We start from the raw sequence: 16,567 nt of genomic DNA on the forward strand, positions 1-16,567 counted from the left end.
AGCCATGATGACGAAGATTCCTGCACCGCCTTCGACGGCGCATCTGGCGCTGCCATTCTTCGATGACCCACATCGCGCACTGGCCGATGGCCTGCTGCCCTGGGCCGCCGCACAGGAAGTGGACGAGCGCGACGACCGCGCGGCGTGCCGGGACTGGGTGAAGCGGCTCGGCGACGGCGGCTGGCTGCGCTATGCCGTGCCCGGCAGCGCTGGCGGTGCGCTCGAGCGCCTCGATTCGCGTGCACTCGTGCTGCTGCGCGAGACGCTGGCCTTCCATTCGCCGCTCGCCGACTTTGCCTTCGCCATGCAGGGTCTCGGCAGCGGTGCGATCACGCTCGCTGGCACGCCGGAACAGCATGCAAGCTACCTGACGGCCGTGGCGAGGGGCAGCAAGATCGCGGCCTTCGCGCTCAGCGAACCCGAGGCAGGCTCCGACGTGGGTGCAATGGCCATGCGCGCCGAAGCGACCTCCGACGGCTGGCGCCTGAATGGCGAGAAGACCTGGATCAGCAACGGCGGCATCGCCGATTTCTACTGCGTGTTCGCGAAGACCGATCCCACGGGCGGCACGCGCGGCATCACGGCATTCATCGTCGACGCGACGACGCCCGGCCTCGACACCTCCGCGCACATCGACGTGATGGCACCGCATCCGCTCGCCACGCTGCGCTTCGAGAACTGCATCGTGCCGCGCACGGCGCAGCTCGGCGAACTCAACGGCGGCTTCAAGCTCGCGATGCGCACGCTCGACATCTTCCGCGCCTCGGTGGCGGCGGCAGCGCTCGGCATGGGTCGTCGCGCACTGGCCGAAGCCATCTCGCATTCGAAGAACCGGCGCATGTTCGGCCAGACGCTCGCCGACTTCCAGCTCACGCAGGCCAAGCTCGGCGAGATGGCCGCGCTGATCGACAGCGCGGCGCTGCTCACCTACCGCGCCGCATGGATGCGCGATGACGCCGAGCAGCGCGGCGCGCCTGCGGTCGGCGATGTGTCGGCCGCTGCCGCGATGGCCAAGATGTGCGCCACCGAGAACGCCAGCCGCGTGATCGACATGGCACTGCAGATGCACGGCGGCCTCGGCGTGAAGGTTGGCACGAAGATCGAGAGCCTCTACCGCGACATCCGCTCGCTGCGCATCTACGAAGGCGCGACGGAGGTTCAACAACTGATCATTGGCAAATCCGTTCTGCGGGGATAAATACCGTGTCTGCCCAAGTCGACCGCTTCGTTCACGACCGCCTGCCGCCCGCCGAGCAGTTGCCCGTCTTTCGCTACGACCTGCCCGAGCTGCAGCTGCCCGACCAGCTGAATCTGGTCGAGGAACTGCTCGACAAGGCCGCGTCGAAGGGCTTCGGCGACAAGCCGATGCTGCGTTCGCCGCAGGGCACGCTGACATATGCGCAGGCCGCCGTCGAGGTCAACCGCATCGCGCAAGTGCTGACCGAGGACCTCTGGCTCGTGCCGGGCAATCGCGTGCTGCTGCGCGGCGGCAACTCGGTGGCCATGGCGTTGTCGTGGCTCGCGGTGGTGAAGGCCGGACTGATCGCGGTGGCGACGATGCCGCTGCTGCGCGCAAAGGAGCTGGGCGACATCATCGAGAAGGCGCAGCCCGTTGCTGCGCTGTGCGATGGCCGCCTGCTCGACGAACTCGCGATCGCGCAGCGCGAGCACCCCGTGCTGGCCACGGTGATCGCATTCAACAAGCCCGATGCGCCGGACTCGCTCTCCGCGCGCGCGGCGAAGAAGAGCGGCGTGTTCACGGCCTGCCCCACGGCTTCCGACGACATCGCGCTGCTGGCCTTCACATCGGGCACCACGGGCAAGCCCAAGGCACCTGTCACCACGCACCGCGACGTGCTCGCGATGTGCGAGACCTGGCCGCGCCATGTGCTGCGCGCGCGCAGCGACGACATCGTGATCGGCTCGCCGCCGCTGGCTTTCACCTTCGGGCTCGGCGGGCTGCTCGTGTTCCCGATGTGGGCCGGCGCTTCGGTGTACTTTGCCGACGCGCCGTTCACGCCCGAAGGGCTGGTGAAGCTCATCAACGAGGTGGGCGCGACGATCTGCTACACGGCGCCGACCTTCTATCGCCAGATGGCGCCCTTCGTGAAGCAGCACGGCATGCCCAGCCTGCGCATCAGCGTGAGTGCCGGCGAGGCGCTGCCCGACGCCACACGCCAGCTGTGGAAGGAAGCCACCAGCATCGAGATGCTCGACGGCATCGGCGGCACCGAGGTGTTTCACATCTACATCTCCGCCGCGGGCGGCGACGTACGCCGCGGCGCGGTGGGCAAGGTGGTTCCCGGCTTCACCGCCAAGGTGGTGGACGACGAGGGCAACGAAGTGCCGCGCGGCACGGTCGGCAAGCTCGCTCTGCAAGGCCCGGTGGGCTGCCGCTATCTCGACGATCCGCGCCAGGCCGGCTACGTGAAGAACGGCTGGAACTACCCGGGCGATTCTTTCGTGCAGGACGACGACGGCTATTTCTTCTACCAGGCACGCGCCGACGACATGATCATCACAGCCGGCTACAACGTCGGCGGGCCGGAGGTCGAAGACGCGCTGCTCAAGCACCCGGCGGTCGCCGAGTGCGGCGTGATCGGCAAGCCCGACGCCGACCGCGGCATGATCGTGAAGGCATTCTGCGTGCTCAAGCCCGGGCATGAAGGCGACGCGGCCCTCGTGAAGGCGCTGCAGGACCATGTGAAAGCGACGATCGCACCGTTCAAATACCCGCGGGAGATCGAGTTCGTCGCGGTGCTGCCGCGCACCGAAACCGGCAAGCTCCAGCGATTCAAACTGAGACAACTCAACACCACACCATGATCAACAAACTCCTGCAGCCTGAAGGCTGGCTGCCTCCCAAGGGCTATGCAAACGGTGTCGCTGCGCGCGGCACGATGCTGTTCGTCGGCGGCCAGATCGGCTGGAATGCACAACAGCAGTTCGAGTCGGACGACTTCATCGAGCAATGCGGCCAGGCGCTACGCAACATCGCCGAGGTGCTGCGCGCAGGCGGCGCGGGCCCCGAGCACATGGTGCGCATGACCTGGTACGTGACGGACCGCGACGAATACAGCCGCCGGCTCTCCGAACTCGGCCCCGTCTATCGCGACGCAATGGGCCGCAACTTCCCGGCCATGACCTGCGTGCAAGTGGCGGCGCTGGTCGAGCACCGCGCGAAGGTGGAAATCGAAGTCACGGCGGTCGTTCCCGACTGATCGGGCGGCAGCGGCAGCGGCAGCGCCGCACGCACCGGCAAAGGCCGGCGGAAATAAAAATGCCCTCTTCGAGAGGGCATTTTTTCTTCAATTCACCGACAAAAGAAAAAGGCCCTTTGAATTTCAAAGGGCCTTTTAAATTGGTTGCGCGAGCAAGATTTGAACTTGCGACCTTTGGGTTATGAGCCCAACGAGCTACCAGGCTGCTCCATCGCGCGGCAAGATGGAATTATAACTTATTCTGCAGCGCTTTGCTCGGCTGCTTCTTCTTTAATTTCAGCACGGTCGACCAGTTCGACGAGCGCCATCGGGGCATTGTCGCCCACGCGGAAACCCATCTTCAGGATGCGGGTGTAGCCGCCCGGACGCGCTGCGAAACGCGGGCCGAGTTCGCCGAAGAGCTTGACGACGCTGTCGCGGCTGCGCAGGCGGTCGAAGGCCAGGCGCTTGTTGGCGAGCGTGGGCTTCTTGGCGAGCGTGATCATCGGTTCGATGACGCGGCGCAGTTCCTTGGCCTTGGGGACCGTGGTCTTGATGACTTCGTGCTCGATGAGCGAATTCATCATGTTCTGCAGCATCGCAAGGCGGTGCGAGCTGGTGCGGTTGAGTTTGCGGAGTCCGTGTCCGTGACGCATGGTGCTTTCCTTTACTTTATAAAAACAGGCAGCCGTATCAGGTACTGCCCGGTGCACTGGCCCTTTCAGGGGCCAAATTCAAAAATTCAAATCAACGCTTGTCGAGGCCGGCCGGCGGCCAGCTTTCGAGCTTCATGCCCAAGGTCAGGCCGCGCGAGGCGAGCACTTCCTTGATTTCGTTGAGCGACTTGCGACCCAGGTTCGGGGTCTTGAGCAGCTCGTTCTCGGTGCGCTGGATCAGGTCACCGATGTAGTAGATGTTTTCGGCCTTCAGGCAGTTGGCCGAACGCACCGTCAGTTCGAGTTCGTCGACAGGGCGCAGCAGGATCGGATCGAATTGCTGTGCGCTGCGCGGTGCGGGTGCATCGAATGCAGCGAGTTCGCCGCCTTCGAGCTGCGCAAACACGGCGAGCTGTTCAACCAGGATTTTAGCCGAAGCGCGCACGGCGTCTTCAGCAGTGATCGCACCGTTGGTTTCGATCTCGACCAGCAACTTGTCCAGGTCGGTACGCTGTTCGACACGGGCGCTTTCGACCGTGTAGCTCACGCGCTTGACGGGCGAGAACGAGGCGTCGAGGACGATGCGGCCGATCGACTTGGTCGGCTCGTCGGCGTAGCGGCGCATCGTGCCGGGCACGTAGCCGCGACCCTTTTCAACCTTGATCTGCATGTCGAGCTTGCCGCCTTGCGACAGGTGCGCGATCACGTGGTCGGGGTTGATGATCTCGACGTCGTGCGGGGTCTGGATGTCCGATGCGAGGACCGGGCCTTCGCCGTCCTTGCGCAGGCTCAGCGTGACTTCGTCGCGGTTGTGGAGCTTGAACACCACGCCCTTGAGGTTCAGCAGGATGTTGACGACATCTTCCTGCACGCCGTCGATCGACGAGTACTCATGCAGAACGCCGGCGATCGTGACTTCGGTGGCCGAGTAGCCCACCATGGACGACAGCAGAACGCGACGCAGCGCGTTGCCGAGCGTGTGGCCGTAGCCGCGCTCGAAAGGCTCGAGCGTCACCTTGGCCTTGTTGGCGGCAAGTTGCTCGACCTGGATGGTCTTGGGTTTCAGCAGGGTGGTTTGCATGCAGACTTCCTCTCAATACCCCCGGCTCGTTACACCGGTAAGGCTGGTGAAGCACCCGTCGGGATCGACTCCCGAGGGGAACAAAAATACAAGTTCGGGCCGCGAAAGCGGCACGTTATCGTCTGTTTAGCGCGAATACAGTTCGACGATCAGCGATTCGTTGATGTCGGCTGCGAATTCGTCGCGATCGGGCACCTTCTTGAACGTGCCTTCGGCCTTGTCGGCATTCACGTCGACCCAAGCCGGAATACCGACTTGCTGGGCGAGTTGCAGCGCTTCGACAATGCGGTTCTGCTTCTTCGACTTGTCGCGCACGGCGATCACGTCACCGGTCTTGACCAGGTACGACGGGATGTTGACCGACTGACCGTTCACCGTGATCGCCTTGTGCGACACGAGCTGGCGCGCTTCGGCGCGGGTCGAGCCGAAGCCCATGCGGTAGACGACGTTGTCCAGGCGCGATTCGAGGATGAACAGCAGGTTGGCGCCGGTGTTGCCACGGCGACGATCAGCTTCTTCGAAGTAGCGGCGGAATTGCTTTTCGAGCACGCCGTACATGCGCTTGACCTTCTGCTTTTCACGCAGTTGCAGGCCGTAGTCGGAAGTGCGCTGACCCGAGGTGCGACCGTGCTGGCCGGGCTTGGAGTCGAACTTGGCCTTGTCCTGGATCGAACGGCGGGCGCTCTTCAGGAACAGGTCGGTGCCTTCACGGCGGGAAAGTTTGGCCTTGGGGCCGAGGTAACGTGCCACGATTCTTCCTTTGTGTATCTGCCGCAGTTGCCTGCGGGAGCCACTTGCGAAACGCGAGTGGCGGTGGGCTTAGATAAAAAACAAATGCGCAGCCGCTATTCAAAGCCGGCTGCGCCTTGCGGACTGACGATCAGATGCGGCGACGCTTCTGGGGACGGCAGCCGTTGTGCGGAACGGGCGTCACGTCGGCAATGGAATTGATCCGGATGCCGAGCGCAGCCAGTGCGCGCACCGACGATTCGCGACCGGGGCCCGGGCCCTTGATCTCGACGTCGAGGTTCTTGATACCTTGTTCGACAGCAGCACGGCCGGCCACTTCGGAAGCGACCTGCGCAGCGAACGGGGTCGACTTGCGCGAGCCCTTGAAGCCCTGGCCACCCGACGAAGCCCACGACAGGGCGTTGCCCTGGCGATCGGTGATCGTGATGATGGTGTTGTTGAACGAGGCATGCACGTGGGCGATGCCGTCCGCAACGTTCTTGCGAACCTTCTTGCGAACGCGCTGTGCGGCGTTGTTTGCAGGTGCTTTAGCCATGCTTGTCTATCCTTATTTCTTCAGGGACTGCGCTGCCTTGCGCGGACCCTTGCGGGTGCGGGCATTGGTGCGCGTGCGCTGGCCGCGCATCGGCAGGCCGCGACGGTGACGGAAGCCGCGATAGCAGCCGATGTCCATCAAACGCTTGATGTTCATCGTCGTCTCGCGACGCAGATCGCCTTCGATGGTGAACAGAGCGATCTGGTCGCGGATCTTCTCGAGATCGGCGTCGGTCAGATCCTTGATCTTCTTCGAATATTCGATGCCGCTCGCTTCGCAGATCTGACGGGCGCGGGTGCGACCGATGCCGAAGATGGCGGTCAGGCCGATTTCAGCGTGCTTGTGCGGCGGAATGTTGATGCCAGCAATACGTGCCATGTGCGTCCTCTAATACTCTTCAATCAACCCTGGCGCTGCTTGTGGCGCGGGTCGGTGCAAATCACACGCACCACACCTTTACGGCGGATGACCTTGCAATTACGGCAGATGGTTTTGACCGAAGCCGAAACTCTCATTTCATTCTCCTAAAACTGTTTAACGTGGCGGTCTACCGCCCGGACTCAATACTGCAACACAGCCCTACGATGTCTTGAAGTTCGCCTTCTTCAGCAGCGATTCGTACTGCTGGGACATCATGTAGTTTTGCACCTGGGCCATGAAGTCCATCGTGACGACCACGATGATCAGCAGGGAGGTACCACCGAAGTAGAACGGCACGTTGTACTTCAGGATCAGGAACTCGGGCAGCAGGCAGACGAAGGTGATGTACACCGCGCCGGCCAACGTCAGGCGAACCAGAATCTTGTCGATATAGCGAGCGGTCTGGTCACCCGGGCGAATGCCAGGAATGAATGCACCACTCTTCTTCAGGTTGTCGGCCGTTTCCTTGCTGTTGAACACGAGTGCCGTGTAGAAGAAGCAGAAGAAAACGATCGCGGCAGCGTACAGCAGCACGTAGATCGGCTCGCCCGGACGCAGTGCGCCGGCAACGTCCTTGATCCAGCGGAAACCGCCTTCACCGGTGCTGAACCAGCCAACCACCGTTGCGGGCAGCAGGATGATCGACGAGGCGAAGATCGGCGGAATCACACCGGCCATGTTCAGCTTCAAGGGCAGGTGCGACGATTGGCCGCCATAGACCTTGTTGCCGACCTGGCGCCGCGCATAGTTCACTAGGATCTTGCGTTGGCCGCGTTCCACGAACACCACGAAGTAGGTGACCAGCACCACGACCGCGATGATGAAGAGCGCAATGATCGGGTTCATCGCACCGGTCGTCACCAGCGAAGCAAGGCCGCCGATGGCGTTGGGCAGGCCAGCCGCGATACCTGCAAAGATCAGGATCGAGATACCGTTGCCCAGACCGCGTTCGGTGATCTGCTCGCCGAGCCACATCAGGAACATCGAGCCTGCCGTCAGGCTCACCATGGCGGTCAGGCGGAAGCCGAAACCGGGAGCGATGACCAGACCGGCCGACGATTCGAGAGCCACTGCGATGCTGAACGACTGGAACAGAGCCAGACCCAGCGCGCCATAGCGCGTGTACTGCGTGATCTTGCGGCGGCCGGCCTCGCCTTCCTTCTTCAATTGCTCGAAGGTCGGAAGCACGTAGGTCATCAGCTGCATGATGATCGACGCCGAGATGTACGGCATGATCCCCAACGCGAACACGGTGAAGCGCGACAGCGCACCGCCCGAGAACATGTTGAACAGGCTCAGAATGCCGCCCTGCTGGCCCTGGAACAACGCTGCCAGCTGGTCCGGGTTGATACCCGGCACAGGAATGTGCGCGCCAATCCGATAGACCACGAGCGCGAGCAGCAAAAAGACGAGCCGACGACGGAGGTCGCCGAACTTGCCTGTTTTTGCGATCGTTGCCGCGTTAGTTGCCACGAAGAACTTCTTTCAGTCCGATGTTGATCAGGCGATGCTGCCGCCGGCTGCTTCGATAGCAGCCTTGGCGCCAGCCGTTGCGCCCACGCCCGTCAGCTTGACGGCCTTGGTGAGTTCACCGGTCTTGACGACCTTGACGACCTTGGCGAGCTGGCCCACGAGGCCGGCTTGCTTCAGCGCCAGGACATCCACTTCAGCCAGGCCGAGCTGCTCGAGGGCAGTCAGCGTGACTTCGGCGTTGAACTTCAGCAGGTGCGACTTGAAGCCACGCTTCGGCAGGCGACGCTGCAGCGGCATTTGACCGCCTTCGAAGCCGACCTTGTGGAAACCGCCTGCGCGCGACTTCTGACCCTTGTGACCGCGGCCTGCGGTCTTGCCGATGCCGGAGCCGATACCGCGGCCGACGCGACGCTTCGCGTGCTTGGCGCCGGCTGCCGGCTTGATGCCATTGAGTTCCATATCAGTCTCTCTTACAGAACCTTGACCAGATAACTGATCTTGTTGATCATGCCGCGCACCGCCGGGGTGTCTTGCAGCTCGCTCACGCTGTTGAGCTTGCGCAGGCCGAGGCCACGCACGGTCGCGCGATGCGATTCCTTGGTGCCAATCGGGCTCTTGACCAGTTGCACCTTGAGGGTTTGTTGTTGCGTCGTCATTTGAATGCTTCCTTCAGCCTTGCGAGAGCTTGCGCTCAGGCGAAGATTTCTTCGACGGTCAGGCCGCGCTTGGCAGCCACATCGGACGCGGTCGTCGAGTTCTTCAACCCGTCGAGCGTGGCGCGAACCATGTTGTAGGGGTTCGACGAACCATGGCTCTTGGCCACGATGTCGGTGATGCCCATGACTTCGAACACGGCGCGCATCGGGCCGCCGGCGATGATGCCGGTACCCTTCGGGGCGGGGATCATGACGACCGAAGCGGCGCCATGGTGACCCGTCACGCGGTGATGCAGCGTGCCGTTCTTGATCGGAGCCTTGAACAGGTTGCGACGGGCTTCTTCCATCGCCTTCTGCACTGCGGCAGGCACTTCCTTCGACTTGCCCTTGCCCATGCCAACGCGGCCGTCGCCGTCGCCCACGACGGTGAGTGCTGCGAAACCGAGGATACGACCACCCTTCACCACCTTGGTGACGCGGTTGATCGCGATCATCTTCTCGCGCAAACCGTCTTCAGGGCCTTCGTTCTGCGTTCTTGCTTGAATCTTTGCCATTTTGAATCTCGTGTCCGGTTAGAACTGCAGACCGGCTTCGCGAGCCGCCTCGGCCAGCGCCTTGACGCGGCCGTGGTACGCAAAACCTGCGCGGTCGAAGGCGACCTTCTCGACGCCGGCAGCCTTCGCCTTTTCAGCGATGCGCTTGCCGACGGCGGTGGCAGCAGCGGCATTGCCGCCCTTGCCCGAACCGCCGAGCGAGGTACGCACTTCGGCTTCGGCCGTCGATGCGGTTGCAATCACCTTGGTGCCGTCGTCGGAGATGACGGTGGCGTAGATGTGCAGGTTGGTGCGGTTCACCGTCAGACGGGCCACGCCCTGCGTCGCGATGCGGATGCGGGTCTGGCGCGAGCGGCGAAGACGCTGTGCTTTTTTGGTCAACATCATTTTGCTGCCCCTTACTTCTTCTTGGTCTCTTTGATCACGATCTTCTCGTCCGAATAACGGATGCCCTTGCCCTTGTAAGGCTCAGGCGGACGAACAGCGCGGATCTCAGCGGCGATTTGACCAACGCGCTGACGGTCAGCACCCTTGATCACGATTTCGGTCGGGGTCGCGGTGGCCACCGTGATGCCTTGCGGCATGTCGATGTTGACCGGGTGCGAATAACCGACTTGCAGGTTCAACTTGTTGTTGGACGCTGCAGCCTTGTAGCCGACGCCGACCAGGTTGAGCTTCTTCTCGAAGCCCTTGGTCACGCCAACCACCATGTTGTTCACCAGCTGGCGAATCGTGCCGCTCATCGCATTCGCTTCGCGCGATTCGTTGGCGGGTTCGAAATTCAGCTTGCCGTCATTGCTGACGATCTTGACCAGTGCATTGCGTGCGAGGTTGAGCGTGCCGCCCGTGCCCTTGACGCTGATCTGGTCTTCCTTGATCGACACATCCACGCCAGCGGGGATGGTGATCGGCATTTTTCCTACTCGGGACATTTCAGTGACTCCTCGATGTCTCGGTTAGGCGACGTAGCACAGAACTTCGCCGCCGACACCGGTGGCGCGTGCCTTGCGGTCGGTCATCACGCCCTGGGGGGTCGTGACGATCGCAACGCCGAGGCCGTTCTGGACTTGCGGAATGGCTGCGCTGGCCTTGTAGACGCGCAGGCCGGGGCGGCTCACGCGCTCGATGCGCTCGATGACCGGACGGCCAGCGTAGTACTTCAGCGTGATGACGAGTTCGGACTTGCCTGCATCGGTCTTCACTTCGAAGCCGTCGATGTAGCCTTCGTCTTTCAGGACTTGTGCAATCGCGGCCTTCACCTTGGAAGACGGGATCGACACAGTGGGCTTCGCCACCATCTGCGCGTTACGGATACGCGTCAGCAGGTCGGCAATGGGATCACTCATGCTCATGTTGTTTGCTCCTGCCTGGCTTACCAGCTGGCCTTGGTGACACCGGGGATGTCGCCAGCGAAGGCCAGTTCACGGATCTTGGCGCGAGCCAGACCGAATTGACGGAAGGTGCCGCGGGGGCGACCAGTGATTTCGCAACGGTTGCGCTGACGCGTGGGGTTCGCGTTGCGCGGGAGCTTCTGCAGGCCCAGGCGGGCAGCAGCGCGCTCTTCGTCGGTCTTCTTCACGTCGTTGGAAATTGCCTTCAGTTCCGCGTGCTTTGCAGCGAACTTGGCAACCAGCTTGTCGCGCTTGAGTTCGCGCTGGATCAGGGATTGTTTTGCCATGATTCGCCTCAGTTCTTGAACGGGAAACGGAAACCAGCGAGAAGCGCCTTGGCTTCTTCGTCGGTCTTGGCCGTCGTCGTGATGCTGATGTTGAGACCGCGCAGGGCGTCGACCTTGTCGTACTCGATCTCAGGGAAAATGATCTGTTCCTTGACGCCGATGTTGTAGTTGCCACGACCGTCGAAGGCACGACCCGAAATACCGCGGAAGTCACGAACGCGCGGCAGCGCGATGGTCACGAAACGGTCCAGGAATTCATACATCTGAACGCCGCGCAGCGTGACCATGCAGCCGATCGGTTGCATTTCGCGAATCTTGAAGCCGGCGATGGCCTTCTTCGACTTGGTCACCACAGGCTTCTGGCCAGCGATCTTGGTCAGGTCGGCGACAGCGTTGTCGAGAACCTTCTTGTCGGCGACTGCTTCACCCACACCCATGTTGAGCGTGATCTTGGTGAGGCGCGGAACCTGCATCGGCGACTTGTAGCCGAACTTTTCCGTCAGGTCTTTCGCGATCTTTTCGCGATAGTGTTGTTGGAGACGTGCCATGTGAGTACCTCTTAGGCGAACTTGATTTCGTCGCCGCTCGACTTGAAGACGCGAACAGCCACGCGCTTGCCGTCGGCACCCTGGGTGACCTTGATGCCCACGCGATCGGCCTTGCCGGTCGCGGCATTGAAGATCGCCACGTTGGATTGGTGAATGGGCATGGACTTCTCGACGATGCCACCGGTCGTACCCTTGAGGGGGTTCGGCTTGGTGTGCTTCTTGACGAGGTTCAGGCCTTCGATGACGACGTGCGAGTCGTCCTTGCGCAGCGAGATGACGCCTCGCTTGCCCTTGTCACGACCGGCCAACACGATGACCTGGTCGCCTTTGCGAATCTTGTTCATGGCGTTGTGTCCTTAGAGAACTTCGGGTGCCAGCGACACGATCTTCATGAACTTCTCGGTGCGCAGTTCGCGCGTGACCGGTCCGAAGATGCGGGTGCCGATGGGCTCCAGCTTGGCGTTGAGCAGCACGGCGGCGTTGCCGTCGAACTTGACGAGCGAACCGTCGGCGCGACGGATGCCCTTGGCGGTGCGGACCACCACTGCACTGTAGATCTCGCCCTTCTTGACGCGACCACGTGGAGCGGCTTCCTTGATGCTGACCTTGATGACGTCGCCCACGCTGGCGTAACGCCGCTTGGAGCCACCGAGCACCTTGATACACAGGACGGATTTCGCGCCCGTGTTGTCGGCCACTTCGAGCCGGGATTCAGTTTGGATCATTGCTAGTAGTTCCCAACTTGTACCGATGCGCCTCCAGGAGGGAAACGCCGCGGTCAGTCTTGGGCCCGTCGTCCATGCCTCGAACCACTCGAGGCACTTCCGCTTTGGGCTGAAAGCTTCGCCTTTTGAAAGCGAAGCCTGCGATTGTGGCACGCACTACTGCCGATGTCAACAACCCTATTGCACCACTGCGCTGGCACTAGACTCCGAGCGGTGCGCGACACCCTGAATTCCTACCTTCCGCAGCCGAGGCGTCGGCGCGTGCTGGCGGGCGCAGCCGGCCTGCTGGCGCTGGGCTTGGCCGGCTGCAGGAGTGCCGCGCCGAACCCGGACCCCGGCCGGCTGCGGCGCATCGCGGAGGCCCGCTGGCCGCACCGCTTCAATATAGAGGGCACCGCGGCCGGAGGCCTCTCGGGCATCGACTACGATCCGATCCGAGGTGAGTACCTGCTTATCAGCGATGACCGGTCGGACCTCGCGCCTGTGCGCTACTACATCGCCCGATGGCCCCAGCCACAGGCCGCGCGCCCCGAGCCCCTCGGCGTGGTGCAGCTGCAACGCCCCGGCGGCGGCCCCTGGCCCAACCGGCGCCGGGCGTTCGAGGGACTTCCAGTTCCCGACCCCGAGGCATTGCGGCTGCGGCCCGCAACCAACACCCTGTTGTGGACCAGCGAGGGCGACATCGCCCGCGGCTTCGGCCCGGCGCTGTACGAATCGGCCCGCGACGGCCGCTTCTTGCGCGAATTCTCCCTGCCGGCCATGTTCAAGCCGGACCCAGCCCAGCGCCGCGGCCCGCGGGACAACCTCACGCTCGAAGGACTGGCCCTCACGCCCGACGGCCGCTTCGCCTGGCTCGGCATGGAAAACGCCCTGATCCAGGACGGCCCCGAGCCCACCACCGGCGCCTCCGGCGGGCCTTGCCGCTTCACCCGGATCGACCTGGAAACCGGCCAGGCCGACCGCCAGATCGCCTACGTTCCCGACGCCATCCCCCTGCGCCCGCTGATTCCCGGCAGCTTCGCCGACAACGGCGTGAGCGAGATCCTGATGCTCGATGGGGACCGCATGCTGGTGCTGGAGCGCGCCTACGCCACCGGCGCCGGCAATTCGCTGCGCCTGTATGAAATCGACACCCGCGCCGCCAGCGACGTGCTCGCCATCGACGCACTGGCGCCAGGCAACCACCGGCCGGCGGCCAAGACCCTGGTGGCCGACTTCGCCGCGCTCGGCCTGTCCCGCCTCGACAACACCGAGGGCATGTGCTGGGGACCACCCCTGCCGGACGGCAAGCGCGTGCTGGTGGTCGTGAGCGACGACAATTTCAATCCGCTTCAAATCACCCAGTTCGCCGCCTTCGAATACGCCGACCGACCATGACCATCGCCGTGACCTTCCTGCCCCGCACCGGCCCCGCGCCGCTGCCCCCCGTCGCCTTCATCGGAGGCGGCAACATGGCCAGCGCCATCATCGGCGGCCTGATCCAGCAAGGCACCCCCGCGGATGCGTTCGAGGTGGTCGAGCCCTTCGAGGAGGCCCGCACGAAGCTGGCCCAGTCCTTCGGCATCGCCGCGAAGGCCGAAGCGGGCGAGGCGTTGTCGCGCTGCGGGGTGGTGGTGTGGGCGGTCAAGCCCCAGGCCTTTGCCGAAGCCGCCCGACCGGTGCGCGCCTTCACCGCAGACGCGCTTCACCTGAGCGTGGCCGCGGGCATCCCGTCCGACAGCATCGCCCGCTGGCTCGGCACGGAGCGCGTGGTGCGCGCCATGCCCAACACACCGGCACTCGTGGGCAAGGGCATGACGGGCCTGTACGCCCGGCCGGGCGTCGAGGGCGCCGACCGGTCGATGGTCGGGCAACTGCTGGCGCCGACCGGCGAGCTGATCTGGGTCGATGCCGAACCGGCGCTCGACGCCGTGACCGCCATGTCCGGCTCGGGCCCGGCGTACGTCTTCTATTTCATCGAGGCAATGACCGAAGCCGGCGTCGAGATGGGCCTGACGCCCGACCAGGCCCAGCGGCTGGCCATCGGCACCTTCACCGGCGCCTCGGCGCTGGCGCACAGCGCGACCGAACCGCCGTCGGTGCTGCGCGAGCGCGTGACCTCCAAGGGCGGCACGACCTACGCGGCCATCACCTCGCTGCAGCAGGCCGACGTGAAGGCGCAGTTCAAGACCGCGATCCGCGCGGCGCAGAAGCGCGCCGCCGAATTGGGCGAGGAATTCGGCCGCGGCTGATTTCAGGCCGGCGGCAGCGCGCCCGGCCCGAGGAAAAACAGCCACTCGGCGGCCAGCGTGACGGTGCCGTCTTCCAGCTCGAGCAGGACTTCCTCCTTCACCATGAAGCTGTCGCCAGGCTTAGGCGTCACGTCCATGATGCGTACGCGCGCCCGGAAGCGCGCGCCCACCGGCATCGGCCGCACGAAGCGCAGGCGGTCGAAGCCGTAGTTCAGCGCGTGGTTCGAATCGAAGGGCAGCAGCGTGCGCATGGCCTCGCCGGTCAGCCGGATCAGGTGCGAGACCTGGAAGAAGCCCTGCACGATGGTGCCGCCGTAGTGCGCCTCGCGCGCCGCGCGCTCGGGATCGAGATGGATCCACTCGCCTTCGCCGTCGCCCGACAGATCCGAATAGCGCTGGACCATTTCCTGCGTGATGCAGTGCCATCCGGAGAAGCCCTCCTGGCCGATCTTCTGCTTGAGCCGGTCCAGCATGCGGCGCGCCTTCAGCGAACGGCGTAGCCGGCCACGACGCCGGCGAACACCGTGAAGCCCAGCCAATGGTTCAGGCGGAAGGCCCTGAAGCAACCTTCGCGCGTGCGATCGCGAATCAGCCGCCAGTGCCACAGCGCCTGCGCCGCCGCTGCGGCGACACCCAGGTAGAACAGCACACCCAGCGAATGGCTTGCGCCAGCCCAGGTCCAGATCGCCAGGAAGACCGCGTAACTCGCCATCACCGCCGCCACGTCGAAGCGGCCGAAGGTGATGGCCGAGGTCTTCATGCCGATCTTGAGGTCGTCGTCGCGGTCGACCATCGCGTACTCGGTGTCGTAGGCCAGCACCCAGAACAGGTTGCCCGCCAGCAGCCACGCGGCGAAGACCGGCACGGTGGACTGCACCGCCGCGAAGGCCATCGGAATGCCAAAACTGAAGGCAATGCCCAGCACCGCCTGCGGGACCGAGACGAAGCGCTTGGCAAACGGGTAGATCAGCGTGATGGCCAATGCCGCGAACGACCACAGCACCGTCGTGCGGTTGGTCGTGAGCACCAGCCCGAAGGCCGCCAGCGCCAGCACCACGCCCAGCCCCAGCGCCTCCTTGACCGACATCGCGCCGCTGGTGACGGGCCGCTGCGCCGTGCGCTTCACATGGCGGTCGAAGTCGCGGTCGGCCACGTCGTTGACGCAGCAGCCCGCGCTGCGCATGAGGAAGGTGCCGAGCGTGAATACCACCAGCAGGTGCCAGCCGGGCCAGCCGCCGGCTGCAAACCAGAGCGCGCCCAGCGTGGGCCACAGCAGCAGCAGCCAACCCGCCGGACGGTTCCAGCGGATCAGATCGAGGTACAACGCAAAACGCCCGCGAGGAGGCGCGGGCGCGGTGGTTGGAGGAGCGGACTCAGTCTTCAAGGAGCGAACGCAGCATCCAGGCCGTCTGATCGTGCACCGTGCAGCGCGCGGTCAGCATGTCGGCCGTCGGGTCGTCGCCTGCTTCTTCGGCGACCGGAATGAATTCGCGCGCAATGCGCGACACGGTTTCGTGGCCCTTCACCAGGATGCGCACCATCTCCATCGCCTTGGGCGGGGTCTGCGGCACGTCGGGCACGGTGGCGATCTTGCTGAACTCGGCGTACGAGCCCGGCGCGTAGTGGCCCAGCGCGCGGATGCGCTCGGCCAGCACGTCGGTCGCGCCCCACAGCTCGGTGTACTGGCCCATGAACATCGCATGCAGCGAGTTGAAGTGCGGGCCGGTCACGTTCCAGTGGAAGTTGTGCGTGGTGAGGTAGAGCGTGTAGGTGTCGGCCAGCACGCGGCTCAGGCCTTCGGCGATGGCGGCGCGGTCCTGGCGCTCGATGCCGATGTTGATGATCGGCGCATTGCGGCTGCCCGACTCCTGCGCGACCACCGTGCCGCCCTTCTTGGGCACCTTGCCGGCGGAGGACGCGGACGACGATTTCTTCGAGGCTTTGGCCATGGCGGGAAGTCTTTCTTCAAATTGGGAGGGTGGACACCCGATTCTGAAAGCCGGCATGCGGCTTCGCAACAGCGCCACTCTATCTCAGCGATCAACGATTCAGAACGGCCG

At 63.9% G+C, this 16,567-nt stretch carries 25 protein-coding genes and 1 tRNA gene; 5 read left to right on the forward strand and 21 right to left on the reverse strand.

The genetic code is table 11. The annotated features are described in order from the left end of the window. The first annotated feature begins 4 nt into the window (after positions 1–4). The 3 genes from ASC92_RS14580 to ASC92_RS14590 are packed head-to-tail and all read left to right on the forward strand — an operon-like array spanning position 5 to position 3,221. The gene (locus ASC92_RS14580; RefSeq protein WP_056516697.1) at positions 5–1,198 is read left to right on the forward strand and encodes an acyl-CoA dehydrogenase family protein; all 1,194 of its coding nucleotides are present in this window, start codon (positions 5–7) and stop codon (positions 1,196–1,198) included. Between the two features lie 5 nt (positions 1,199–1,203). After that, positions 1,204–2,826, forward strand: coding sequence for an AMP-binding protein (locus tag ASC92_RS14585; protein WP_056516699.1), 1,623 nt, complete (start codon positions 1,204–1,206; stop codon positions 2,824–2,826). Further along, on the forward strand, positions 2,823–3,221 hold the full coding sequence (locus ASC92_RS14590) for a RidA family protein (protein WP_056516702.1): 399 nt from the start codon (positions 2,823–2,825) through the stop codon (positions 3,219–3,221). The genes ASC92_RS14585 and ASC92_RS14590 overlap by 4 nt, the downstream gene beginning before the upstream one ends. A gap of 141 nt (positions 3,222–3,362) precedes the next feature. Here the strand turns inward: ASC92_RS14590 and ASC92_RS14595 are convergent. From ASC92_RS14595 to rplN, 18 genes are all read right to left on the reverse strand, one after another. Next, positions 3,363–3,439 (reverse strand) — tRNA-Met (locus ASC92_RS14595). An 18-nt stretch (positions 3,440–3,457) separates the two neighbouring features. Further along, on the reverse strand, positions 3,458–3,856 hold the full coding sequence (gene rplQ, locus ASC92_RS14600; protein WP_009124828.1) for a 50S ribosomal protein L17: 399 nt from the start codon (positions 3,854–3,856) through the stop codon (positions 3,458–3,460). A 91-nt stretch (positions 3,857–3,947) separates the two neighbouring features. After that, on the reverse strand, positions 3,948–4,937 hold the full coding sequence (locus tag ASC92_RS14605; RefSeq protein ID WP_009124827.1) for a DNA-directed RNA polymerase subunit alpha: 990 nt from the start codon (positions 4,935–4,937) through the stop codon (positions 3,948–3,950). 126 nt (positions 4,938–5,063) lie between these two features. Further along, the gene (rpsD, locus tag ASC92_RS14610) at positions 5,064–5,687 is read right to left on the reverse strand and encodes a 30S ribosomal protein S4 (protein ID WP_009124826.1); all 624 of its coding nucleotides are present in this window, start codon (positions 5,685–5,687) and stop codon (positions 5,064–5,066) included. A 130-nt stretch (positions 5,688–5,817) separates the two neighbouring features. After that, positions 5,818–6,222: a 30S ribosomal protein S11 gene (gene rpsK / locus ASC92_RS14615; protein ID WP_009124825.1), complete on the reverse strand. Its 405-nt coding sequence runs from the start codon at positions 6,220–6,222 to the stop codon at positions 5,818–5,820. A gap of 12 nt (positions 6,223–6,234) precedes the next feature. Continuing rightward, a complete protein-coding gene (gene rpsM, locus ASC92_RS14620) occupies positions 6,235–6,600 on the reverse strand; it encodes a 30S ribosomal protein S13 (protein WP_013544105.1) in 366 nt (121 codons plus the stop codon). 23 nt (positions 6,601–6,623) lie between these two features. Beyond that, the gene (gene rpmJ / locus ASC92_RS28065) at positions 6,624–6,737 is read right to left on the reverse strand and encodes a 50S ribosomal protein L36 (protein ID WP_013544106.1); all 114 of its coding nucleotides are present in this window, start codon (positions 6,735–6,737) and stop codon (positions 6,624–6,626) included. Between the two features lie 64 nt (positions 6,738–6,801). Next, the gene (secY, locus tag ASC92_RS14625) at positions 6,802–8,115 is read right to left on the reverse strand and encodes a preprotein translocase subunit SecY (protein WP_009124822.1); all 1,314 of its coding nucleotides are present in this window, start codon (positions 8,113–8,115) and stop codon (positions 6,802–6,804) included. Between the two features lie 27 nt (positions 8,116–8,142). Next, positions 8,143–8,574 carry a 50S ribosomal protein L15 gene (gene rplO, locus ASC92_RS14630; RefSeq protein ID WP_009124820.1) on the reverse strand — a complete coding sequence of 144 codons (432 nt, stop codon included), beginning with the start codon at positions 8,572–8,574 and terminating at the stop codon, positions 8,143–8,145. A gap of 11 nt (positions 8,575–8,585) precedes the next feature. Further along, complete coding sequence (gene rpmD, locus ASC92_RS14635; protein ID WP_009124818.1) at positions 8,586–8,771, reverse strand: 50S ribosomal protein L30; 186 nt, start codon at positions 8,769–8,771, stop codon at positions 8,586–8,588. Between the two features lie 35 nt (positions 8,772–8,806). After that, positions 8,807–9,325, reverse strand: coding sequence for a 30S ribosomal protein S5 (gene rpsE, locus ASC92_RS14640; RefSeq protein ID WP_009124813.1), 519 nt, complete (start codon positions 9,323–9,325; stop codon positions 8,807–8,809). A gap of 18 nt (positions 9,326–9,343) precedes the next feature. Beyond that, positions 9,344–9,709, reverse strand: coding sequence for a 50S ribosomal protein L18 (gene rplR / locus ASC92_RS14645; RefSeq protein ID WP_042672913.1), 366 nt, complete (start codon positions 9,707–9,709; stop codon positions 9,344–9,346). A 14-nt stretch (positions 9,710–9,723) separates the two neighbouring features. Beyond that, the gene (rplF, locus tag ASC92_RS14650; RefSeq protein ID WP_009124809.1) at positions 9,724–10,257 is read right to left on the reverse strand and encodes a 50S ribosomal protein L6; all 534 of its coding nucleotides are present in this window, start codon (positions 10,255–10,257) and stop codon (positions 9,724–9,726) included. Between the two features lie 24 nt (positions 10,258–10,281). Next, positions 10,282–10,677 carry a 30S ribosomal protein S8 gene (rpsH, locus tag ASC92_RS14655; RefSeq protein ID WP_056516708.1) on the reverse strand — a complete coding sequence of 132 codons (396 nt, stop codon included), beginning with the start codon at positions 10,675–10,677 and terminating at the stop codon, positions 10,282–10,284. A gap of 20 nt (positions 10,678–10,697) precedes the next feature. Further along, positions 10,698–11,003, reverse strand: coding sequence for a 30S ribosomal protein S14 (gene rpsN / locus ASC92_RS14660; protein ID WP_009124806.1), 306 nt, complete (start codon positions 11,001–11,003; stop codon positions 10,698–10,700). Positions 11,004–11,011: 8 nt separating this feature from the next. Further along, complete coding sequence (rplE, locus tag ASC92_RS14665) at positions 11,012–11,551, reverse strand: 50S ribosomal protein L5 (protein WP_009124804.1); 540 nt, start codon at positions 11,549–11,551, stop codon at positions 11,012–11,014. 11 nt (positions 11,552–11,562) lie between these two features. Next, a complete protein-coding gene (gene rplX / locus ASC92_RS14670) occupies positions 11,563–11,895 on the reverse strand; it encodes a 50S ribosomal protein L24 (protein WP_056516710.1) in 333 nt (110 codons plus the stop codon). Positions 11,896–11,907: 12 nt separating this feature from the next. Then, on the reverse strand, positions 11,908–12,276 hold the full coding sequence (gene rplN / locus ASC92_RS14675) for a 50S ribosomal protein L14 (RefSeq protein ID WP_009124801.1): 369 nt from the start codon (positions 12,274–12,276) through the stop codon (positions 11,908–11,910). Positions 12,277–12,489: 213 nt separating this feature from the next. On the opposite strand from rplN, the gene ASC92_RS14680 reads away from it, so the two are divergent. Together ASC92_RS14680 and proC are read left to right on the forward strand one after the other, a co-directional pair. Next, positions 12,490–13,653 (forward strand): esterase-like activity of phytase family protein, encoded by a 1,164-nt coding sequence (locus tag ASC92_RS14680; RefSeq protein WP_414820411.1) that lies wholly within the window; start codon positions 12,490–12,492, stop codon positions 13,651–13,653. Further along, a complete protein-coding gene (gene proC, locus ASC92_RS14685; protein WP_056516713.1) occupies positions 13,650–14,507 on the forward strand; it encodes a pyrroline-5-carboxylate reductase in 858 nt (285 codons plus the stop codon). Before ASC92_RS14680 ends, proC begins: the two co-directional genes overlap by 4 nt. Before the next feature lie 2 nt (positions 14,508–14,509). On the opposite strand, the gene ASC92_RS14690 is transcribed toward proC, so the two are convergent. The 3 genes from ASC92_RS14690 to ASC92_RS14700 are packed head-to-tail and all read right to left on the reverse strand — an operon-like array spanning position 14,510 to position 16,456. Next, the gene (locus ASC92_RS14690; protein WP_056516714.1) at positions 14,510–14,980 is read right to left on the reverse strand and encodes a MaoC/PaaZ C-terminal domain-containing protein; all 471 of its coding nucleotides are present in this window, start codon (positions 14,978–14,980) and stop codon (positions 14,510–14,512) included. Between the two features lie 11 nt (positions 14,981–14,991). Next, positions 14,992–15,831, reverse strand: a complete 840-nt coding sequence (gene ubiA / locus ASC92_RS14695; RefSeq protein WP_235505837.1) for a 4-hydroxybenzoate octaprenyltransferase — start codon at positions 15,829–15,831, stop codon at positions 14,992–14,994. A 49-nt stretch (positions 15,832–15,880) separates the two neighbouring features. Next, positions 15,881–16,456, reverse strand: coding sequence for a Dps family protein (locus ASC92_RS14700; RefSeq protein WP_009124795.1), 576 nt, complete (start codon positions 16,454–16,456; stop codon positions 15,881–15,883). Positions 16,457–16,567: the final 111 nt, after the last annotated feature.

The organism is Variovorax sp. Root411, from assembly GCF_001425205.1.
Lineage (GTDB): Bacteria > Pseudomonadota > Gammaproteobacteria > Burkholderiales > Burkholderiaceae_C > Variovorax.

Excerpts from the sequence above, each read along its gene's own strand:
- ASC92_RS14580 (WP_056516697.1), top strand. The coding sequence starts at position 5 with ATGATGACGAAGATTCCTGCACCGCCTTCGACGGCGCATCTGGCGCTG.
- rplX (WP_056516710.1), bottom strand. The coding sequence starts at position 11,895 with ATGAACAAGATTCGCAAAGGCGACCAGGTCATCGTGTTGGCCGGTCGT.
- rpsM (WP_013544105.1), bottom strand. The coding sequence starts at position 6,600 with ATGGCACGTATTGCTGGCATCAACATTCCGCCGCACAAGCACGCTGAA.
- rpsH (WP_056516708.1), bottom strand. The coding sequence starts at position 10,677 with ATGAGCATGAGTGATCCCATTGCCGACCTGCTGACGCGTATCCGTAAC.
- rplO (WP_009124820.1), bottom strand. The coding sequence starts at position 8,574 with ATGGAACTCAATGGCATCAAGCCGGCAGCCGGCGCCAAGCACGCGAAG.
- rplF (WP_009124809.1), bottom strand. The coding sequence starts at position 10,257 with ATGTCCCGAGTAGGAAAAATGCCGATCACCATCCCCGCTGGCGTGGAT.
- rpsN (WP_009124806.1), bottom strand. The coding sequence starts at position 11,003 with ATGGCAAAACAATCCCTGATCCAGCGCGAACTCAAGCGCGACAAGCTG.
- rplN (WP_009124801.1), bottom strand. The coding sequence starts at position 12,276 with ATGATCCAAACTGAATCCCGGCTCGAAGTGGCCGACAACACGGGCGCG.
- ASC92_RS14590 (WP_056516702.1), top strand. The coding sequence starts at position 2,823 with ATGATCAACAAACTCCTGCAGCCTGAAGGCTGGCTGCCTCCCAAGGGC.
- rpsK (WP_009124825.1), bottom strand. The coding sequence starts at position 6,222 with ATGGCTAAAGCACCTGCAAACAACGCCGCACAGCGCGTTCGCAAGAAG.
- rpsE (WP_009124813.1), bottom strand. The coding sequence starts at position 9,325 with ATGGCAAAGATTCAAGCAAGAACGCAGAACGAAGGCCCTGAAGACGGT.
- ASC92_RS14690 (WP_056516714.1), bottom strand. The coding sequence starts at position 14,980 with ATGCTGGACCGGCTCAAGCAGAAGATCGGCCAGGAGGGCTTCTCCGGA.
- rplR (WP_042672913.1), bottom strand. The coding sequence starts at position 9,709 with ATGTTGACCAAAAAAGCACAGCGTCTTCGCCGCTCGCGCCAGACCCGC.
- rplQ (WP_009124828.1), bottom strand. The coding sequence starts at position 3,856 with ATGCGTCACGGACACGGACTCCGCAAACTCAACCGCACCAGCTCGCAC.
- rplE (WP_009124804.1), bottom strand. The coding sequence starts at position 11,551 with ATGGCACGTCTCCAACAACACTATCGCGAAAAGATCGCGAAAGACCTG.
- rpmD (WP_009124818.1), bottom strand. The coding sequence starts at position 8,771 with ATGACGACGCAACAACAAACCCTCAAGGTGCAACTGGTCAAGAGCCCG.
- ASC92_RS14700 (WP_009124795.1), bottom strand. The coding sequence starts at position 16,456 with ATGGCCAAAGCCTCGAAGAAATCGTCGTCCGCGTCCTCCGCCGGCAAG.
- rpmJ (WP_013544106.1), bottom strand. The coding sequence starts at position 6,737 with ATGAGAGTTTCGGCTTCGGTCAAAACCATCTGCCGTAATTGCAAGGTC.
- proC (WP_056516713.1), top strand. The coding sequence starts at position 13,650 with ATGACCATCGCCGTGACCTTCCTGCCCCGCACCGGCCCCGCGCCGCTG.
- ASC92_RS14605 (WP_009124827.1), bottom strand. The coding sequence starts at position 4,937 with ATGCAAACCACCCTGCTGAAACCCAAGACCATCCAGGTCGAGCAACTT.